The 14,348-nt window shown below is 62.4% G+C and carries 17 protein-coding genes; 11 read left to right on the top strand and 6 right to left on the bottom strand.

Annotation, left to right across the window (positions count from 1 at the left end; translation table 11 throughout):
* Positions 1-5 precede the first annotated feature (5 nt).
* Both FIU90_RS11055 and FIU90_RS11050 read left to right on the top strand, forming a co-directional pair.
* Positions 6-542 carry a hypothetical protein gene (locus FIU90_RS11055; protein WP_152434808.1) on the top strand — a complete coding sequence of 179 codons (537 nt, stop codon included), beginning with the start codon at positions 6-8 and terminating at the stop codon, positions 540-542.
* On the top strand, positions 535-1,029 hold the full coding sequence (locus tag FIU90_RS11050; protein WP_152434807.1) for a CinA family protein: 495 nt from the start codon (positions 535-537) through the stop codon (positions 1,027-1,029). The genes FIU90_RS11055 and FIU90_RS11050 overlap by 8 nt, the downstream gene beginning before the upstream one ends.
* Here the strand turns inward: FIU90_RS11050 and FIU90_RS11045 are convergent.
* Positions 1,026-1,697 (bottom strand): SDR family oxidoreductase, encoded by a 672-nt coding sequence (locus tag FIU90_RS11045; RefSeq protein WP_152434806.1) that lies wholly within the window; start codon positions 1,695-1,697, stop codon positions 1,026-1,028. The genes FIU90_RS11050 and FIU90_RS11045 overlap by 4 nt on opposite strands.
* Before the next feature lie 157 nt (positions 1,698-1,854).
* Between FIU90_RS11045 and FIU90_RS11040 the strand changes: the two genes are divergently transcribed.
* Positions 1,855-2,211, top strand: coding sequence for a YciI family protein (locus tag FIU90_RS11040; RefSeq protein ID WP_152434805.1), 357 nt, complete (start codon positions 1,855-1,857; stop codon positions 2,209-2,211).
* Positions 2,208-3,434, top strand: a complete 1,227-nt coding sequence (locus FIU90_RS11035) for an RNA polymerase sigma factor (RefSeq protein ID WP_234029498.1) — start codon at positions 2,208-2,210, stop codon at positions 3,432-3,434. Before FIU90_RS11040 ends, FIU90_RS11035 begins: the two co-directional genes overlap by 4 nt.
* On the opposite strand, the gene FIU90_RS11030 is transcribed toward FIU90_RS11035, so the two are convergent.
* The 4 genes from FIU90_RS11030 to FIU90_RS11015 are packed head-to-tail and all read right to left on the bottom strand — an operon-like array spanning position 3,431 to position 6,633.
* Positions 3,431-4,117 (bottom strand): DUF2459 domain-containing protein, encoded by a 687-nt coding sequence (locus FIU90_RS11030; protein WP_152434804.1) that lies wholly within the window; start codon positions 4,115-4,117, stop codon positions 3,431-3,433. The genes FIU90_RS11035 and FIU90_RS11030 overlap by 4 nt on opposite strands.
* Positions 4,114-5,016, bottom strand: a complete 903-nt coding sequence (locus tag FIU90_RS11025; RefSeq protein WP_152434803.1) for a 50S ribosomal protein L11 methyltransferase — start codon at positions 5,014-5,016, stop codon at positions 4,114-4,116. The genes FIU90_RS11030 and FIU90_RS11025 overlap by 4 nt, the downstream gene beginning before the upstream one ends.
* On the bottom strand, positions 5,013-5,876 hold the full coding sequence (bla, locus tag FIU90_RS11020; RefSeq protein ID WP_234029497.1) for a subclass B3 metallo-beta-lactamase: 864 nt from the start codon (positions 5,874-5,876) through the stop codon (positions 5,013-5,015). The genes FIU90_RS11025 and bla overlap by 4 nt, the downstream gene beginning before the upstream one ends.
* A 46-nt stretch (positions 5,877-5,922) precedes the next feature.
* Entirely contained in the window at positions 5,923-6,633 is a 711-nt protein-coding gene (locus FIU90_RS11015) for an SDR family NAD(P)-dependent oxidoreductase (RefSeq protein WP_152434801.1), read from the bottom strand.
* 107 nt (positions 6,634-6,740) lie between these two features.
* Between FIU90_RS11015 and sdhC the strand changes: the two genes are divergently transcribed.
* From sdhC to FIU90_RS10980, 7 genes are read left to right on the top strand one after another with little or no spacing between them, the layout of a single operon-like run.
* Entirely contained in the window at positions 6,741-7,124 is a 384-nt protein-coding gene (gene sdhC / locus FIU90_RS11010; RefSeq protein WP_152434800.1) for a succinate dehydrogenase, cytochrome b556 subunit, read from the top strand.
* Positions 7,125-7,128: 4 nt separating this feature from the next.
* Positions 7,129-7,515, top strand: a complete 387-nt coding sequence (gene sdhD / locus FIU90_RS11005; protein WP_152434799.1) for a succinate dehydrogenase, hydrophobic membrane anchor protein — start codon at positions 7,129-7,131, stop codon at positions 7,513-7,515.
* Positions 7,515-9,347 (top strand): succinate dehydrogenase flavoprotein subunit, encoded by a 1,833-nt coding sequence (gene sdhA, locus FIU90_RS11000; RefSeq protein WP_152434798.1) that lies wholly within the window; start codon positions 7,515-7,517, stop codon positions 9,345-9,347. Before sdhD ends, sdhA begins: the two co-directional genes overlap by 1 nt.
* 38 nt (positions 9,348-9,385) lie before the next feature.
* Positions 9,386-10,093, top strand: coding sequence for a hypothetical protein (locus FIU90_RS10995; RefSeq protein ID WP_152434797.1), 708 nt, complete (start codon positions 9,386-9,388; stop codon positions 10,091-10,093).
* Positions 10,090-11,208, top strand: coding sequence for a saccharopine dehydrogenase family protein (locus FIU90_RS10990; protein WP_172970249.1), 1,119 nt, complete (start codon positions 10,090-10,092; stop codon positions 11,206-11,208). The genes FIU90_RS10995 and FIU90_RS10990 overlap by 4 nt, the downstream gene beginning before the upstream one ends.
* Positions 11,205-11,666 (top strand): thiol-disulfide oxidoreductase DCC family protein, encoded by a 462-nt coding sequence (locus FIU90_RS10985; RefSeq protein ID WP_152434795.1) that lies wholly within the window; start codon positions 11,205-11,207, stop codon positions 11,664-11,666. Before FIU90_RS10990 ends, FIU90_RS10985 begins: the two co-directional genes overlap by 4 nt.
* Positions 11,667-11,699: 33 nt before the next feature.
* A complete protein-coding gene (locus FIU90_RS10980; protein ID WP_152434794.1) occupies positions 11,700-12,683 on the top strand; it encodes a C13 family peptidase in 984 nt (327 codons plus the stop codon).
* Between the two features lie 3 nt (positions 12,684-12,686).
* Here FIU90_RS10980 and FIU90_RS10975 read toward each other — a convergent pair whose 3' ends face one another.
* Entirely contained in the window at positions 12,687-14,225 is a 1,539-nt protein-coding gene (locus tag FIU90_RS10975; protein ID WP_152434793.1) for an esterase-like activity of phytase family protein, read from the bottom strand.
* Positions 14,226-14,348 lie beyond the last annotated feature (123 nt).

Genomic DNA, 14,348 nt, shown 5'->3' with positions numbered 1-14,348 from the left:
AAATTATGGATATTGCGGCAGCGCAAGCCGATTTGCGGCGCGCCTACGCCGATGGTGGGCCGGGTGTTTTCATCTCCGGGCTGGTCTGGCTTGTTGCAGCGGTTATCGAGGCGCGAGATGGTGTCGCGACCGGTTTTGTCGTTCTCTTTATCGGCGGCGTGTTTATCTACCCGCTCGCCTTGTTCGTTAATCGCACGATTTTCCGACGCACTAGCGAGAGCAAGGGAAATCCGGGCGGGATGCTGGTGCTTGAATCCACGATCGCCATGATCGCCGGACTGTTCGCGGCATGGCTGTTTCTCGATTACAACCCCGATCTTGTGATGCCATTGGCCGCGATCATGGTCGGCACTCATTATTTCACCTTCAAGACCGCCTATGGCGATCGGATATTCTGGCTGCTCGCCGCGATTGTCACCATGGTCGGAGCAGCGGGTATCTACCGCTTCATGCCATTGCCCCTCCCGGTGACATACATGGTCGCGATTATAGAGCTTATCTTTGGTGCGGCGATGACGGTGAAGGCCGTGCGCAATGCTTAAGCAGCTTCACCCGCAGGCAAAGCGTATTGCGAGATTGCTTACCGGACGCCGTGAGAAGATCGCGGTCGCCGACGGTGCGACCGGGGGCCTGATCGCGGCGGCGATCCTGACCGTGCCCGGCGCGCTCAAATTCTATGTCGGTGGTGGTATCGTCTATTCTTTCAAGGCGCGCGACGTGCTGTTTGACCTTCCGCGCGATGCGTATGAAGGCATGCGCTCTGCAACCGAGGAATACGCGCTGTTGCAGGCCCGTGCTATCCGCGACCGGATGGGTACCGAATGGGGCATTGCCGAAAGCGGGTCCGCAGGATCCAGCAAACACCCGATGGGCGTCGTTTCCGGTCGAAGTGTCGCGGCGGTTGTCGGTCCGGATTGCGAGGTCACCGCCACGATTGAGACGGGCAGCGACGACCGGATCGAGAACATGGAAAAGTTCACGCGCAACGCGCTGGACCTTCTTGAACGCGCGCTATCGAAGGCTCCCTAGTCGTTGGGCATGATGTAGATTTCGCGCACTGCTGCCGTCTCGGGCTGCGAAAGCGCGAATACGACTGCATTGGCAACGTCCTCGGGCTGAATCTTGGTTGGCTTTGGATCGTCGAAGAAATCGGTGTTGACCATGCCCGGCGCGATCACCGTCGCTCGCCCGCCGAATTCGCGCATCTCTTCGGCCAGGTTCTCGCCGAAGCCGTGCACGAAATGCTTCGTCGCCGAATAAACCGAGCCCTTGAAGGTGTCGCGCCCCGCTTTGGAGCCGGTGATGACGAAATGGCCCCTGGTTTTCCTGAGGTGCGGGATTGCCGCGTGCGCGGCGTAGAGTACCGCCATGATGTTGACTTCGATCATGCCGCGCCATTCTTCGGGATCGCCATTTTCAACGCCCGGCTTCTCGACACCCGTACCGGCGTTGGCGAACACTCCATCAACCCCGCCAAAGCGTTCGGCGGTTTGCTGTAGCGCGTCTGTAATCTCGTCGAGTTTGGTCACGTCGCAAGTTATGGCAAGCGCGCCGTCGCCGATTTCGTTCGCCAGCTTCTCGATCTTGTCGGTCGAACGTGCGAGCAGGGCGACGTTCCATCCTGCCTCGGCGGCGGCTTTTGCGGTCGCTGCGCCGATGCCGGATGATGCACCAGTGATGAGAAGAGTCTTGGCCATTGGACTGTCCTTTGATCGAAAGGGTTTTGCCTCATCAAAGGGCGGGCAGGGCGCACGTTCCGAAAAAATTCATACCGCGCTGTCGAATCCGCCTTGCCTGCTCCGTCTTTGTGTCGGAGCCTCGCCATTCCGGCGCGGCGAGCCGAGGAGACGACACATGCAATACATGCTGCTGATCAACGAAGACGAAAGCATCTACGAGGGCGATGAAGGCGCCAAGCGAATGGAGGCCACGCTTGCCGGCCATATGGCGCTCGCTCAAAAATGGGCTGAAAAGGGGGTCGCCTTCAGCGGTGAGCGCCTCAAGCCGGGCAACACCGCGACCACGATCCGGTGGGATCATGGCAGCCACGCGCTGCACGACGGCCCTTTTGCCGAGACGCACGAGGAACTGGGCGGGTTCTACATCATCGATGTCGACAGTCTCGACGATGCGCTCGAATGGGCGAAGCAGATTCCGGTGCCGGGGAAGGGCGCAGTGGAGGTCCGTCCGGTTTGGCCGATGGAAGAGTGAGCGATAGCGCCGATCTTGCGCGCCAGTGTATGGCTGCGCGGCCCAGGCTCGTAGCAGCCCTGGCCGCGCAGCTTCGCGATCTGGATGCGGCAGAAGACGCGTTCGCCGAAGCGATGGCGGCGTGCCTTGCGCTCGAAACCCCGCCGGATCGGGTCGGGGCGTGGTTGATGACTGTCGCACGGCGCAAGGCAGTGGACGCAATCCGGAGCGAAACGGCACGCATCCGCGCAAGCGAGGCTGCGGCCCTGATCGATGAGGGAGAGCACAGCATGGGCAATGTCATTGCTCTGCCCGAGTCGATACCCGATGAGCGTTTGCGGCTGATCTTCATATGCTGTCATCCTGCTATCGCGATCGAAGCACGAACTGCGCTTGCGCTAAAGGTGGTGTGCGGGTTGCCTGTGAGTGCGATTGCCCGCGTTTTTCTGACCAGCGAACCGGCAATGTTCCAGCGCATCACCCGGGCGAAAACGAAAGTGCGCGAAGCCGGCATCGCGTTCGAGCTGCCCGAGCGACGCCATTGGGGGGATCGTCTCGAAGCGGTGCTGCTGACGATCGAGCTGGCCTACACAGCTGCCTATCAGGACGCGGCAGGTGAAATCGATCCCGACCTGGCCGCTGAGATGGGACGGTTGGCGGCCATGATCGCCGAATTGCTGCCAGAGGAGCCGGAAGCTCTTGGCTTGGCCGCGCTGATCATGCTCGCGCGATCTCGCGAAGCGGCAAGACTCGACGAGATCGGTGCGATGATCCCGCTATCGCAGCAGGATACCGGACGCTGGGACTTTGAAGCGATCGAACAGGCTCGTGCATGGATGGACGATGCCGCGGTGTTCGAGCGCAGCGGGCCATACCAGGTGATGGCCGCTATCCAATTGACCCATGCACGGCGCGCTTTCGATGGCGAGACGGACTGGCAGGCCATCCTTTCGCTCTACAACGCGCTGTTGCATATGAGGCCGGGGCCCATGATCGCTCTCAACCGCGCGCTCGCTCTGGCCGAGGTGGAAGGGGCAGAATCGGCGCTCGAGTTCGTCGAATCGCTGCCGTTGGACCGGTTTGGAAATGCACGGCCAGTGCATGTGGCGCGGGCAAACCTGCTGGCGCGGACGGGAAATGTCCGGGCAGCTCGCATGGCGTTGGATCGGGCACTCGTTCTCGACCCTCCGCAGGCCGAACGGCTGTTTCTCGAACGCTGCCGGATCGAACTTTCCGCGATTTAACCGTCGTCCAGGGGCGGGACCCATTTCATCACGCCGCCTGTGAGCGGGGTCCACCAGCCCGTCTTGATGCCCGCCGCTGCGAGCCGGTCGCTGCTCCACTGATTGCAGGTGTTGCCGAGGTGGTAGGTGCCGCGCGCGGAGTAGAACACGTCGTGCTCGTCATAGCCGGGAAAGACCCCGCGTTCCTGATCGGCGGCGAGTTGCGCTGCGACATCGTCGGCGAGTGCGCGGTACTGGTCGCGGCTAATGCGCATGGGTCGGTAGTCTTCGTCGGGGGCGGGGCGCACGTACCATGCGACATGCATCAATCCTTCGCCTCCCGTCAGCGACTTGGCCCCGACGATGGGATCGAGATCGGCCCAGGTGGGCGTTTCGAGGAAGAAAGTGCGCTCGCCCCAGCTGACCGAGACGTGGGTGTAGGGTCTTTCGGGCGCGCCAATGTCTCCTACCGGGAACTTCCCGCGCCAGTCGATGATATCGGTCGCGATCGGCATTGCGATCTCGGTGTGGACGCCATTAGTGCCGACAAAGATCTCGATGCCGTCATCCGGCTCAACCCAATCGGAATTGCGCGGGATGGACGAGCCGATCCATGCGGTGAGGGCGAAGAGCAGCGGCAATCCGATCAGCGCGACGGCAAGGCCGACGGCGATGCGCTTCGCCCAACGCTTGCGAGGTGTCACCGGCGACGCCTGAACCACAGGATCGCCCAGTCGCCTCGCTGCAACCGCGCGACCGGGCGGCAACGCGCCCGGCGATAGGCCCGGCGAACGGCCTGCTCCTGCTCGCCTGCAAGCAGTCCTGCGAGCACGATGCTCCCCCCGGGCTGAACCGAATTCGCGAAATCTGGCGCAAGCTCGACCAGAGGGCCTGCAAGGATATTGGCAATGAGAAGGTCGTAAGGTCCGCGCGCTTGCAACAGCGGATCGTCCATCCCGTCGGCGATCACCATTGTCATAGCGCCTCGCTGCGGTCCGAGTTGGGCGCCGTTCATCACGGCATTGTCTGCGACGACGCCTGCGCAGACAGGGTCGATATCCGATGCCGTGCATTCGGCATTGGGCCAGAGAGCGAGGCCTGCGAAGCCGAGCAGCCCGGTCCCGGTACCGATATCGGCGATGCGGCGGAACTGTGCGCCGGGGGCCTTGATCGCGCCGAGCATCTCCAGGCATCCGGCGGTTGTTTCATGCTGGCCAGTGCCGAAAGCCTGACTTGCGGGGATGGCAAAGTTGATCGCGCCATCACGCGGCTCGTAGTCGGGCGTGTGGACGTAGAACGGCCCCGCGCTGATCGGCGGCGTGCCCTGCTGGCTCAGTGTCAGCCAGTCCTCGTCGGGCAGCTTTTCGACCTCGATCGTGGGAGCCTTGCCGCCGAAAAGCGCGGCAATTGCCTTCTTCTGAGCGGCGCCCGGCTTCTTCGGATACCACGCTTCCAGCACCCATTCGAGCGGGCGGTCTTCATCCACCTCGCGGCCCGAAATAACGAGGTCGAAATCCCAATCCTCGAGCTCGTCATGCGCGAGGAGTGCCGCCTGCACATCGGGCTTGGGTGCGAATGCCGAGAGTTTCCAGCTGGTGCTCACTGCGCCTGCGCCTCGGCCTCGCGGGCAAGGCGCTTCTCGATATCGTTGGCCTTGCCAATGGCGTAATAGGCGCAGGCGGCTGGCTCGATCATCTCGTTTTTGCGCATCCGCTTGAGCATGCGGCTGTGCGAGGGATGCGGGGTCAGCAGCAGGTCGCAATCCAATCGGCCCAAGCGTTCAAGCCCGGCATAATAGGCCTCCAGATAGTCGGGGTGATCGCTGAACCTGTAGTCATCCGCGCTTACGGGGCTGAGGCTGTCTGCATAGACGATGGTAAGGCACTTCTCGTCCTCGCAGGACCTCCACTGCCAGCTGAGTGCGCCAGGTGAATGACCGGGCGTATAGATTGCTCGGGCTTCGGTGCTGCCGATTTGCACGGTGGCATCGTCCGAAATCGTCTGGAACACTTCCGCGATGGGGAAGGCATCGTGCATTCCCGATTGCGGATCATTCACGTCCATAACTCCGCTTTCGAGAACCGGCTTTGCGATAGGAGAAGAAATCACGCGCGCACCGGTGAGCCGCCGCAATCCGGCGATCCCGGCCACATGATCGAAATGCTCATGGCTGTGCAGTATGAATTCGACATCGGAAAGCGAGAAGCCCAGCGCTTCGATGTTTGCTGCGATGAGACCTCCGCCCGTTTCGGTCCCGCCATCGATCAAAATGTGCCCCTCGTCGTTCGCGATCAGGATCGCAGCGATTCCGCATGTGCCGACATAGTAGGTGTCGCCGTGGATATTGAAGGGCGGGGCGGGCTTGTCCCAATCGTCCCACGGCTTGCAGGTCTCGACGAAGGGGCGGAACTCTGCCGGTGTATTGGCGAAGAACCCCTCGGATGGTTCTTGTGGGGCGGCCACGGGTGCGCATGCGGCGAAGCCCAGGCTCGCGCAGGTGATAACCGCTCTAGCGAACAAAGCTGGCTCCATTGGCGTCAATGACCGCGCCGGTCATACTGGGAGGGGCGTCGAGCGCGCAGAAGGCGATGATGGTCGCGATTTCTTCCGGCTGCGCGACGCGGCCGAGCGGGATATCGGCGAGCAGCCCTTCGCCGCCCCGGCTTTCGAGATAGTCGTCCGCCATGCTTGTATCGGTAAAGCCCGGCGTGATCGCGTAACTGAGAATGCCCTCGCTCGCATAGGCGCGCGCGATGGTTTTGTGCATCGCGACCATGCCGCCCTTGGCAGCCGCGTAGTGCCAGTGTGCAGGCGAATCCCCGCGATAAGCGGCGCGGCTGGCGACATGGACCAGCCTGCCTGCTGTTCCCTTGTCCTGCCAGTGCCGGATAGCGAAACGACTCAACTGCGCGGCAGAGGTCAGGTTGATGCGAAGCGTATCCTCCCACCCGTCGAGCCATTCGATGTCGGAGCGATTGATCGGATTGGCATCGAACAGTCCTGCATTGTTCACCACGCAGGCAATCTCGCCCCCGGCGCGCTCCAATGCCGTATTCCACAAGTCCTGCGCCGCGCCGGGATCGGCGAAGTCGGCGGCGATGTCGCCATCGCCGCGGTCCTTCGATCCGTGACCGATTACCTCGACCCCTCGATCGGCCAGCGCTTTCTTGGCTGCCGCGCCGATCCCGCGGCTCGTTCCGGTGACTAAAATGAAACTCATGCAAGCCTCTATCCAAAACTTTGCAAGTCGTGTCGAGCGCTCGCCGCTTGCCTCGCGCGACAAGACCGCTAAGTGGGTTGGGCGTAACAGGCATAAACGGGATAATCATGAGCCAAAGACCGCTATCACCGCATCTTCAGATATGGCGGTGGGGACCGCATATGCTGGTTTCCATCCTTCACCGCGCTACCGGAGACGGCATGGCGCTGATCGGGTTGGGCGTTCTCGTGTGGTGGCTCGGCGCTATGGCGAGCGGCCCTGCGGCCTACGAAACCTTCGTCGGCGCGATGACCACCCCGATCGGCTTCATCGTGATGATCGGTTTGAGCTGGGCATTCTTCACCCACATGATGAGCGGCCTGCGTCACTTCGTTTTGGATATCGGCGCCGGTTACGAACTCGACACCAACCGCATGTGGTCGATCGCCTCGCCAATCATCGCGATTCTACTCACCGCCGCCTTCTGGGCGTACGTGTTCCTGGGGAGCTGACAACATGGGTAACGGCACTTCCATCGGTCGCGTTCGCGGGCTTGGCCCCGCACACGAGGGCGCGCATCACTGGCTCGTCCACCGGTTCACCGCGATAAGCAATCTCGTGCTTATGACCTGGCTGATCGTCAGCCTGCTGCTGCTGGACGATTACAGCTATTCTTCGGTCACTTCGTGGATCGCGCACCCGATTTCGGCGACCGCGATGATCCTCCTCATCGCCAGCCTGTTCTGGCACGCACGGCTCGGCCTGCAGGTCCTGATCGAGGACTATGTGCACAATTCGGGTACTAAGTTCGCGCTGCTCGCGGCGCTCAATATCGCAGTTATCGGCAGCGCGGCCTTCTCCGTCTTCAGCGTCGCCAGTCTTGCTTTTGGAGGTCAGGCCTGATGGCTACCGCAAACAACGAGAGCGCTTCGACCAAGGGCGCCTACAAGATCATCGACCACACCTATGACGTGGTGGTCGTGGGTGCTGGCGGCTCCGGCCTGCGCGCGACAATGGGCGCTGCCGAGGCCGGGCTTCGCACGGCGAACATTTCCAAGGTATTCCCTACGCGCTCGCACACGGTCGCAGCGCAGGGCGGCATCGCCGCCTCGCTCGGCAACAACACGCCCGACCACTGGTCGTGGCACATGTACGACACTGTAAAGGGCGCGGACTGGTTGGGAGATCAGGACGCGATCGAATATCTCGCGCGCGAAGCGCCCGCAGCCGTTTACGAACTCGAACATGCAGGCGTGCCCTTCAGCCGTAACGAAGACGGCACAATCTACCAGCGCCCGTTCGGCGGCCACATGCAGAACATGGGCGAAGGGCCGCCGGTGCAGCGCACCTGCGCCGCCGCCGACCGCACGGGGCATGCCATGCTCCACGCACTCTACCAGCAGAGCCTGAAATACGATGCGGACTTTTTCATCGAGTATTTCGCGCTCGATCTGATCATGAACGATGGCGCGTGCGTCGGCGTGATGGCGATGTGCCTCGACGATGGCACGATCCACCGTTTCCGCGCGCAGTCGGTCGTGCTCGCGACCGGCGGATATGGCCGCTGCTACTTCACCGCGACTTCGGCGCACACCTGCACCGGCGATGGCGGCGGCATGGTCCTTCGCGCCGGGCTCCCGCTGCAGGATATGGAATTCGTCCAGTTCCACCCGACCGGGATATACGGCGCGGGCGTGCTCATCACCGAAGGTGCGCGCGGCGAGGGCGGATACCTTACGAACAGCGAAGGCGAGCGTTTTATGGAGCGTTATGCCCCGAGCGCGAAAGACCTGGCCTCGCGCGATGTGGTGTCGCGTTCGATGGCGCTCGAAATGCGCGAAGGGCGCGGCTGCGGTCCGGAAGGCGACTACATCTACCTCCATCTCGACCACATCGATCCCAAAGTGCTGGCCGAGCGCCTGCCAGGCATCACCGAGAGCGGCAAGATCTTCGCCGGGGTCGATCTGACCAAGGAACCGCTGCCGGTCACGCCCACGGTCCATTACAATATGGGCGGCATACCGTGTAACTATCACGGCCAGGTCGTGACCCTGCGCGATGGCGATCCCGATGCGGTTGTGCCGGGACTCTATGCTGTAGGCGAAGCGGCCTGCGTCTCGGTTCACGGCGCCAACCGTCTCGGCTCCAACTCGCTGATCGACCTCGTGGTGTTCGGCCGCGCGACAGGTCTCCACCTCAAGGAGAACCTCACCGCAGGCGCGAGCCAGCCCGAGCTTCCCGCCGACAGTGCCGACTTCGCCTTGGGCCGTGTCGACCACTTCCGGTACGCGCAGGGCGGCTCGCCAACCGCCGCGATCCGCGCCGACATGCAGAAGGGCATGCAGAAGCACGCCGCCGTGTTCCGCGATACCGCGCTGATGGACGAGGGCGTGAAGGTCCTTGCCGAGCAGAACAAGCGGATGGAGGACATCCACGTCACCGACCAGTCGCTCATATGGAACAGCGACCTCATCGAGACGCTCGAACTCGACAACCTGATGGCGCAGGCGAACGTGACGATGGCTTCGGCCGCGAACCGCAAGGAAAGCCGCGGCGCGCACGCGCACGAAGACTTCCCCGATCGCAACGATGCCGAATGGATGAAGCATACCATCGCCTGGTTCGAAGGCTGGGGAGGAAACGGCGGCGAAATCAAGATCGACTACCGCCCGGTCCACGAATACACGCTGACCGACGACGCGAAGTATATCGAACCGAAGGCGCGGGTTTACTGATCGCACCGTAGCGGAACTGGAGTTTTGGGGAGACGGATTTGGCCGAGACCGAAAAACCGGACCCCAAAGCTATCGACTGGGCGCGTAAGGATGCAGCGCGCAAAGACTTTTCGCGCCATGCCAATCTGGCATTCCTCATCAAATGTTTTGGGATCGGCGTTATTGCGCTGCTGATCCCCATCATCTTGCCGATAGTCGGCGGGTATGACGGCCATTTCTCGATCAGCTTTTTCTACCACGTTCCCGAGGCGCGAAACTGGTTTGTTGGGCTTCTTTGGGCAGTCGGGATATTCCTCGTCCTGTTCCAAGGCCTTTCCCGCGCAGAGAACATCATTCTGACCGCCGGAGGGATATTCCTGATCCTCGTCGCGATGGTGCCGACAGGTACCGACCAGTGCAGCGGCTCCATGTTTTCATGGCATGCCTTTTTCGCGGTCGCATTCTTCGCATGCCTGTTCGTCGTCGCCGTGTTCTTTTCGAAGTCGCGGCTCGACTACATCCTGTGGCCGCCGCTCAGACAACGGTTCGAGATGGCCTATAACGTCACCGGCTGCGCGATGATCGGGCTTCCGCTTCTGGCCTATGGCGTGCATTTGGTGGATGGCAGAGACTGCGGGCACGAAATCTTCTGGATTGAAGCCGGGGCAATCCTGGCATTCTCCGGCTTTTGGTTCGTCAAGACCTGGGAATACAAGCGCCTGCTCGGCCTGAGTGTCAGACAGATCTCGCGACAGCTGCTCACTTGACTCGAAACGACAGATCCGAGCGCCTGCGCGTCGCCATTATCGGCGGCTACGGCAATTTCGGCAGCTACGTCGCGCGCAGCCTCGCGGGCAATACGGCAATCCAGCTGTTGATAGCGGGGCGAAGCGCGGACAAGGCGAGCGCCTTCGTCAATGAGCTGAGCGCTGCAAATCCTGCCGAAGCGGGCGTGTATGACCTCGCCGGACCGCCCGAGGCGATGGCGGCACTCCGCCCCGACCTCGTCATCAACATGGTCGGCCCATACAATGACCAGGGATATGGCGTCGCCGAGGCCGCCATCGCGTGCGGCGCGCATTATTGCGATATCGCCGATGCGCGCGAATTTGTTGCCTGCATCGGCGTGCTCGATCAGGCAGCGAGGAAGGCAGGCGTGGCCGTGCTCTCGGGCGCCAGCTCGGTCCCGGCACTTACCGCAGCCTATATCGACGAAGCCGCGCGCGAGATGCAGGTCCACTCGGTCAGCTACGGCATCAGCGGAGCAGAGCAGGCCAATCGCGGGGCAGGGACGGTCGCCGCCGTGCTGCGCTATGTCGGGCAGACCTTCACCGAGCTTCGCGACGGGGAAATGCGCGAAGTGCGAGGGTGGAGCGGGCTCCATGCTGTCTCGATTCCCGGTCTCGGCAAGCGCTGGTTCGGGCGCGGGAATGTCCCCGACCTTGCGCTTTTCCACGAACGTTATCCGCGCCTCAGGAACCACGCCTTCTGGGCGGGGCACGAGATTGCGCTCCTGCATTTCGGCACTGCGCTGATGGGCTGGTTCGCCCGCTTCAAGCTCCTTCCGCGCCTCGATCGCCTCGCGCCGCAGTTGGTGAAAGTATCCAAGCTCTTCAATTGGATGGGCAGGGGACGCAGCGGGTTCTTCATGGAGATCGAGGGCGCCTATGCGAGCGGCGCTCCCGCCAAACGCCGCCACTACATAGTCGCGCGCCAAGGCCACGGCCCCTACATCCCCTGCATTCCGGTGATCCGCATCGCCGCGCGGATGGCCGACGGCGAGCGGTTCGAGCCGGGAGCGCGGCCTTGCCTTGGCATCATCACGCTTGGCGAATATTGTGAAACGACCAAAGCGCTCGACGTGGAGTGGATCGACGAATGACGACGAAGGCTTACAGCTACCGCGACGATCCTGCAGTCCCCGATTTCGACGACAGCCGCCCGCTCTTCGTGTTCGACCATTATTGCGTGCTGTGTTCGGGCGGCGCGTCTTTCATCATGAAGCGCAAGAACGGCAAACGTATCGCCTTCACCTCCGCGCAGGAGCCACTGGGTGAGGCCTTGTGCGATCATTACGATCTCGATTGGGACGAGAGCTATCTCTTCATCCGGAACGGAAAGCCTTTCATCAAGAGCGATGGCTATTTCGAAGTCGCGAAGGAACTCAGCGGGATATGGCGGCTCGCGCTCGTCTTTCGCATAATTCCGCGCCGGGTCCGCGACTGGGCTTACGACATGGTCGCGCGCAACCGCTACAAATGGTTCGGCAAAACCCAGACCGCCTGCGAACTGCTCACCGAGGAGCAACAATCCCAACTGGTAAGCGCGCGCACGACTTGACCCGCGAGGGCTGTCACGGCAGCTTTCGAATCCATGATCTCTCGCGCACTCCTCGGGCTGGCGGCAGCCGCCCTTCTCGCCAGTCCCGGAGCCTCGCAGGAGGTCGCGGGCAACCCCAACCAGCCGCCCGAGCACAAGGCACCGTTCCCCAATCTCGGAACCGGCCAAAGCCGCGCCGAGGCAATGAAGAGCTTCGAGCTTGCGCCGCACATGCAGCGCGGGGTGCCGGCAAAGGACATGCTCGAGCAGCAACGGCGACTGGACAAGGCGCTCGGGGCGCTCCAGCCGCAAAGGCCCGGCACGGTCGATGCCTATGTGCTCACCGTCGCGCTCGATAGCGATCCGGTGTTCGCCCGCGAGGCGCGCGAGGCCGAACGTGTGCTCTCGCGGCGCTATGGGGCGGAGGGACGATCGCTGGTACTCGCAGGCCCCGACGGCAAGCGCGACGATCTGCCCAAAGGCTCGATCCGGTCCTTTCTCATAGGCCTTGCCCGCATCGCCGAGGTAATGGATGCGGAAGAGGACGTACTGGTGCTCTACACGACCAGCCACGGCGCCAAGGTCGGGCTCGTCAATCATTATGGCGACACCGGCTACGGCATCTTTTCGCCAACGCGCTTGAAGGAAACGCTCGAGGATCTCGGGATCGAGCGGCGGCTGTTGATCATCAGCGCCTGCTATTCCGGCGTGTTCGTCGAGCCGCTGAAAAGCCCCGATACCGCGATCCTCACCGCCGCATCGGCGGAGCGCAACTCGTTCGGTTGCGTCGCAGAGAACGACTGGACCTTTTACGGCGATGCGCTGATCAACAATGCGCTGCGCAAGCCGCAATCGTTGGCCGACGCGGCGGACGAGGCGACGCTCAAGATCGCTGGCTGGGAAACCGATCGACGGTTGCTTGCGTCCTTGCCGCAAACCGCAATCGGGGCGGACGTCGACGAATGGCTCGATGAATTGGAGAGCCGCACGCCGCAAGTGGCGACCACTCCCGTAGGACGTCCCGCCATCGGCGAGTAGGAGCTATTCGACGCGGCGAGCCTTTCGGATAATAACCGGCTCCGCGATCATCTGCCCCTTCATCGCACCTTCGCCCAGGTCCGGATCGGTCGGTGCGGCGTGGATCGCAGCAACTACGTCCATCCCATCGGTGACATAGCCGAACACGGCGTAGCCGTTCTGCCACACGGGTTCTGCAGCATCGGGACGCGCATCGAGGCCGATCTGGTCCTGCAACATGATCGAGAAGTCGCCGTTTGCGGTGCCCGGTTCCCCCATCGCCATCGAGAGCGCGCCGCTGGTATGGCTGAGGCCGGTTTCGGTCGTCGGTTCGTGCTCGATGCCGGGTAGGATCCGCTTGGGATCCCAGCGCGTTCCGCCCTGGATCAGCCCGTTGGGGCGCGGCTCGCGGCCGAGGCGCATCGCGCGATAGAATGAGGTTCCGTCGAACCTGCCTTCATCGACATAGCGCAGGAAATTGACGGCGGTGATGGGGGCGCGTTCTGTTTCGAGCGCGATGGTTATGTCTCCCATGGTCGTTTCGAGCACGATGCTGACTGTCTCGTAGGTCGCCTCGTCCGCCTCTTTCGTCGGCGGCGGGGCGAGGGCGCTGTCGTCCCGAGCCGTGAGCACCTCGAATTTCATCAACAGATTGCGCTGGCTGTCGGAAAAGTTGTTGTCCGACACGATGTAGAGAAAAATCCGCCCTTGCTCCTCGCGCACGGTGAGCCCTTCGAAGTTGTCGAGAGTTAGCGGGGGGAGGAGGGTCGCGAGCGTCGTCGCCGTGTTGTCCGCCGCAAGTGCGACCATGGCCGCAGCATTGCCTTGATCTTGCGAATAGCTGCGGAACAGGAGGTAACAGGTTCCGCCGCTTGCGCAGTCGCCGCCGGTGGGGACTGCATTGCGACCGGCGAGTTCTTCAGGCGGGCTCACTTCGAAACCGACAAGCCCGCCGCCGCGCTCACGCATGCAATTGGGTGTATCGGCATCGGCCCATTCCCGGCAGGCGATGAGGCCATCGGCGGTCATTGCAAGCGTTTCCAGACCGGAATTCGAGTCTGCGCCGAACGCAAGATCGGCAATCGGCAGATCCGCTGCGGCTGCTTCACTGTCGAGGGTCGAATAGCGCCAGATGCGGTGGTCCTGCTCGAAGGCGATCAGCCACGAACCATCACTGCCGTGAACGAGCGCTTCGGCGTCGGCTTCATCCTTCTTCCTCAGGCGTTTTCCCTTCAAATCCTTCAAGGAGCCTGCCTCGATCGCGATGACGTCCACCAGCTTTCCGTCAAGCTCATCGGTGGTCATCACGAACCAGCGCCCGTCATCGCTCACCGCGTGGAGTTTGCCATCGTGCCATTCGAGCCCGGACAGGCCGCCGATCTTTGCATCACCCGGCTCGATTACCACCCCGCCAAGAAATGCGAGTTCTCCAACGGTTTCGTTTTCGGGCTGAGCCTCGTCGAGCGCGACTGGCTCGGTCAGCGGCATGATTTCCTCGGCAGCGAGCGGCGCGGCTAGGAAAGCGAGAGCCAAGGCGGCGAAGCGGGCAAGTCTCGAAGTCATTCATCCGGTGATATCGGTCGCTCGCAGAAGAACAAGGGGGCAAGGGCAATATTCATCTGCGCTTCATGTTTACAGGCGTAGTCGCAATGACTACAGGTGTAATCAAGCAGACGGGAGGCTGAC

Origin of the sequence: Erythrobacter sp. THAF29 (assembly GCF_009363635.1) — a bacterium.
GTDB lineage: Bacteria > Pseudomonadota > Alphaproteobacteria > Sphingomonadales > Sphingomonadaceae > Erythrobacter.
This window is presented reverse-complemented; position numbering and strand designations above follow the sequence as displayed.

What these genes read in the sequence shown, in the direction of transcription:
- FIU90_RS11055 (WP_152434808.1), top strand. Translation starts at nt 6, where the DNA reads ATGGATATTGCGGCAGCGCAAGCCGATTTGCGGCGCGCCTACGCCGAT.
- FIU90_RS11040 (WP_152434805.1), top strand. Translation starts at nt 1,855, where the DNA reads ATGCAATACATGCTGCTGATCAACGAAGACGAAAGCATCTACGAGGGC.
- sdhD (WP_152434799.1), top strand. Translation starts at nt 7,129, where the DNA reads ATGGGTAACGGCACTTCCATCGGTCGCGTTCGCGGGCTTGGCCCCGCA.
- FIU90_RS11045 (WP_152434806.1), bottom strand. Translation starts at nt 1,697, where the DNA reads ATGGCCAAGACTCTTCTCATCACTGGTGCATCATCCGGCATCGGCGCA.
- sdhC (WP_152434800.1), top strand. Translation starts at nt 6,741, where the DNA reads ATGAGCCAAAGACCGCTATCACCGCATCTTCAGATATGGCGGTGGGGA.
- FIU90_RS11015 (WP_152434801.1), bottom strand. Translation starts at nt 6,633, where the DNA reads ATGAGTTTCATTTTAGTCACCGGAACGAGCCGCGGGATCGGCGCGGCA.
- FIU90_RS10980 (WP_152434794.1), top strand. Translation starts at nt 11,700, where the DNA reads ATGATCTCTCGCGCACTCCTCGGGCTGGCGGCAGCCGCCCTTCTCGCC.
- sdhA (WP_152434798.1), top strand. Translation starts at nt 7,515, where the DNA reads ATGGCTACCGCAAACAACGAGAGCGCTTCGACCAAGGGCGCCTACAAG.
- FIU90_RS11050 (WP_152434807.1), top strand. Translation starts at nt 535, where the DNA reads ATGCTTAAGCAGCTTCACCCGCAGGCAAAGCGTATTGCGAGATTGCTT.
- FIU90_RS10985 (WP_152434795.1), top strand. Translation starts at nt 11,205, where the DNA reads ATGACGACGAAGGCTTACAGCTACCGCGACGATCCTGCAGTCCCCGAT.
- FIU90_RS10975 (WP_152434793.1), bottom strand. Translation starts at nt 14,225, where the DNA reads ATGACTTCGAGACTTGCCCGCTTCGCCGCCTTGGCTCTCGCTTTCCTA.